The 2,656-nt window shown below is 72.8% G+C and carries 3 protein-coding genes and 1 pseudogene; 2 read left to right on the plus strand and 2 right to left on the minus strand.

Going from position 1 to position 2,656, the window contains the following annotated elements:
* Positions 1 to 1,051, minus strand: a 1,051-nt coding sequence (locus tag IH13_RS36715) for an FUSC family protein (protein ID WP_031081268.1), incomplete at its 3' end; no start/stop codon positions are given.
* A gap of 128 nt (positions 1,052 to 1,179) precedes the next feature.
* Between IH13_RS36715 and IH13_RS36720 the strand changes: the two genes are divergently transcribed.
* Positions 1,180 to 1,398 carry a DUF6480 family protein gene (locus IH13_RS36720; RefSeq protein ID WP_037840770.1) on the plus strand — a complete coding sequence of 73 codons (219 nt, stop codon included), beginning with the start codon at positions 1,180 to 1,182 and terminating at the stop codon, positions 1,396 to 1,398.
* On the plus strand, positions 1,395 to 2,036 hold the full coding sequence (locus IH13_RS0104805; protein WP_031081270.1) for an HhH-GDP family DNA glycosylase: 642 nt from the start codon (positions 1,395 to 1,397) through the stop codon (positions 2,034 to 2,036). The genes IH13_RS36720 and IH13_RS0104805 overlap by 4 nt, the downstream gene beginning before the upstream one ends.
* Positions 2,037 to 2,043: 7 nt before the next feature.
* Here IH13_RS0104805 and IH13_RS36725 read toward each other — a convergent pair.
* Positions 2,044 to 2,656, minus strand: a pseudogene (locus IH13_RS36725) (hypothetical protein); the annotation flags it as partial.

A 2,656-nucleotide genomic window follows, 5' to 3' on the forward strand; every position in this document is an offset into this window, starting at 1 on the left:
CCTGCCACTGGCGGGGGTGTTCCTGCACGTCCTCCAGCAGCAGGTCCGCCACCCGGTCGCGTGTCGCACGGCTGCGGACGAGGGCTTCGGCGAGCCGCTCCTCGGCCTCCTCACCGCTGGCGGCGATCGGGGTCGTGATCATGACGGCGAAGCCCTCGATGGCATCGGACATGTGACCGAACAGTTCGCGGAGGGACACCGCCACGTCCTGAGGGAAGAGCTCCTCCTCGGTGCGCGCCTTGGCCAGGTCGGTCAGGGTCCGGGTCAGCACCCGCAGGACGACGGCGCAGATCTCCAGTGTGTCGAGGCCGGTGCGCAGGACCACCCGGTGCAGCACCCGCTGACGGACCCTGGGGTTGAGCGTCAGGCTCTCCTCGGCCTGCCGCAGTGAGGCGTCGACCTCCACGATGTCGTGGTCCAGCCGCCGGGCCTGGTGCAGGCGTGCGGCGGCCTCGCCGACGGGCTGGGCGCCCTCGATCTCTTCGCCCAGCGCCCGGAACATCCCGCCCATCCGCTTCCCCAGGCCGCCGATGGACGCCCCGGCCGTCTGGACCCACACCGGCGGTGCGAACAGGAGGTTGAACAGGAGGCCGACCCCCGCACCGATGAGCGTCTCGTACACCCGCTCCAGGGCGGTGTCGGCGACCTGGGAGACACCGAGCACGAGCATCGCGCTGATGGCCACCTCGGGCACGAATTCATTGACTCTGACGACGCGTCCGATGAGCAGCGAGGTGAAGATCGTAAGGCCCAGGCTCCACCAGCTCAGCCCCACCAGGGAGCTGAACCCGCTGGCGATCAGTACGCCGACGACGACCGCGTTGACCCGTCGGATGCCCGTGGTGAGCGTGGCGTAGAGGGTCACCTGTACGACGAGCAGGGCGGTGAGGGGGGCGGTCAGCGGCGCGGGGTGCGGATCGGGCAGGGCCCATTGCGCCACGACGAACGAGATGACGGCCGCGGTGGTGGATCTCAGTACCTGCGCCGCGGCAGGCTCGGTGCTGCGTTGTACGAGTTTGACGACGGGCGCGGGCGGGGTTACGGCAGGCATTCCTTGACGGTGCCCCGATACGGGCGGCCCCACCGCTTCTCGGCCCGGTCGAACTCCGTACGGACGTACGCGCCCGCCCGTCACGGGCCTGCGATGCGGGCGAGGCGGCGGGGGAGGATGGTGGAGGTATGGCTATTTCACCTGTCACCCCGGTCACACCGCCCCTCAGGCGGGGCCTGACTCCCCCGGAGGAAACACCCCCCGCCGAAGGCTCCACCAGCGAGGCTCACGTCGAGCGCGCGGACGGCGGCATCTGGGAGCACCCCGTCTTCTGGGCGGCGCTGGTGCTGCTCGGCTCGCTGGTCGTCGCCGGATACTTCGTCGCCCGCGTCTTCGAGTTCGCATGAGCGGCCGCGAGAAGCTCGACGCGCTGCTGGAGGAGCACGGCACCACCTACGCCGAGGAGGCGGGGATCAGGTTGCGGGACACCCCGCAGCCGCTGTACCAGCTCCTGGTGCTCAGCCACCTGCTGAGCGCGCGGATCCGCGCCTCGGTGGCCGTGGCGTCCGCGCGGGCGCTCTTCGCCCACGGGATGCGCTCGCCGCGCCGGATGGCCGACGCGACCTGGCAGGAGCGGGTCGACGCACTGGGCGAGGGCGGCTACCGCCGGTACGACGAACGGACGGCGACCCAGTTGGGCGACGGTGCCGCGCTGCTGCTCGACGCGTACGGCGGCGACCTGCGGAGGCTGCGCCGGGACGCCGACGGGGACACGGACGCGTTGCGTTCCGGACTCCGCCGGTTCCCCGGGATGGGGCCCGCGGGCGCGGACATCTTCCTGCGCGAGGCGCAGGCGGTGTGGCCGGAGGCCGCCCCCTACCTCGACTCCAAGGCGCTCCAGGGCGCGGAGCGGCTGGGGCTGCCCACCTCTCCGGCCGGGTTGCGCCGGCTGGCGAAGGACCGGGAGCCGTCCGTACTCGCCGCCGCCCTCGTGCGGGCCGCGCTGGACAAGGACGTCGTGGACTCCGTCAGCTCGGCGGGCTGAGCGGACATCAGCGAGGGGGCCGCGGTCTGCCGGGCTTGGCCGAGCGGCCCTCCAGCAGGGCCCGCCTGATCCGGGCGGCGCTCGCACGGGCGTGGTCGGAGGCGGCCGTGCGGTCGGCCGTCGCCGGGACGAAGCGGTGGGTGGGGTTCATGCAGTGCCGGCACGGGGTGTCGGTGGAGATCAGGTACCCGTCCTCACACTGCGGTTCGGTACAGCGGCCGGGGCCCACGAGGGCCTCGGCGATCTCCTCCGGCGCCCAGCGGCGGCGGCCGTCCTCGTCCTTCTCGTGGAGGGCGTGGGACCAGCGGACGTTCCACCGGCGTTCCACCCGCTCCAGGAGCTGGTCGGCGGTGCGCCTGCCGAGCTCCTCTCGTACCAGGTCGGGCACCGACCTCGGGGTGCGGTGCCCGAGGGCCTGGAGCAGTGGCTGCGGAAGGGCTTGCAGCACGTAGCCGACCGGGTCGCGTCCGGCGCGCTCCTTCCACCTGCGGCAGGAGCACGGGCCTTCGGCGGGGGCGGGCTTCCCGCACCGGCCGCACCGGCCGCGGCACTCCCCGCACAGTCCCTCGTCGAGGCCGTCCAGGTGGGGCGCCGGCGCCCGGCCTGTCTCTTATACACAT

Origin of the sequence: Streptomyces sp. NRRL WC-3549 (assembly GCF_000721935.1) — a bacterium.
GTDB lineage: Bacteria > Actinomycetota > Actinomycetes > Streptomycetales > Streptomycetaceae > Streptomyces.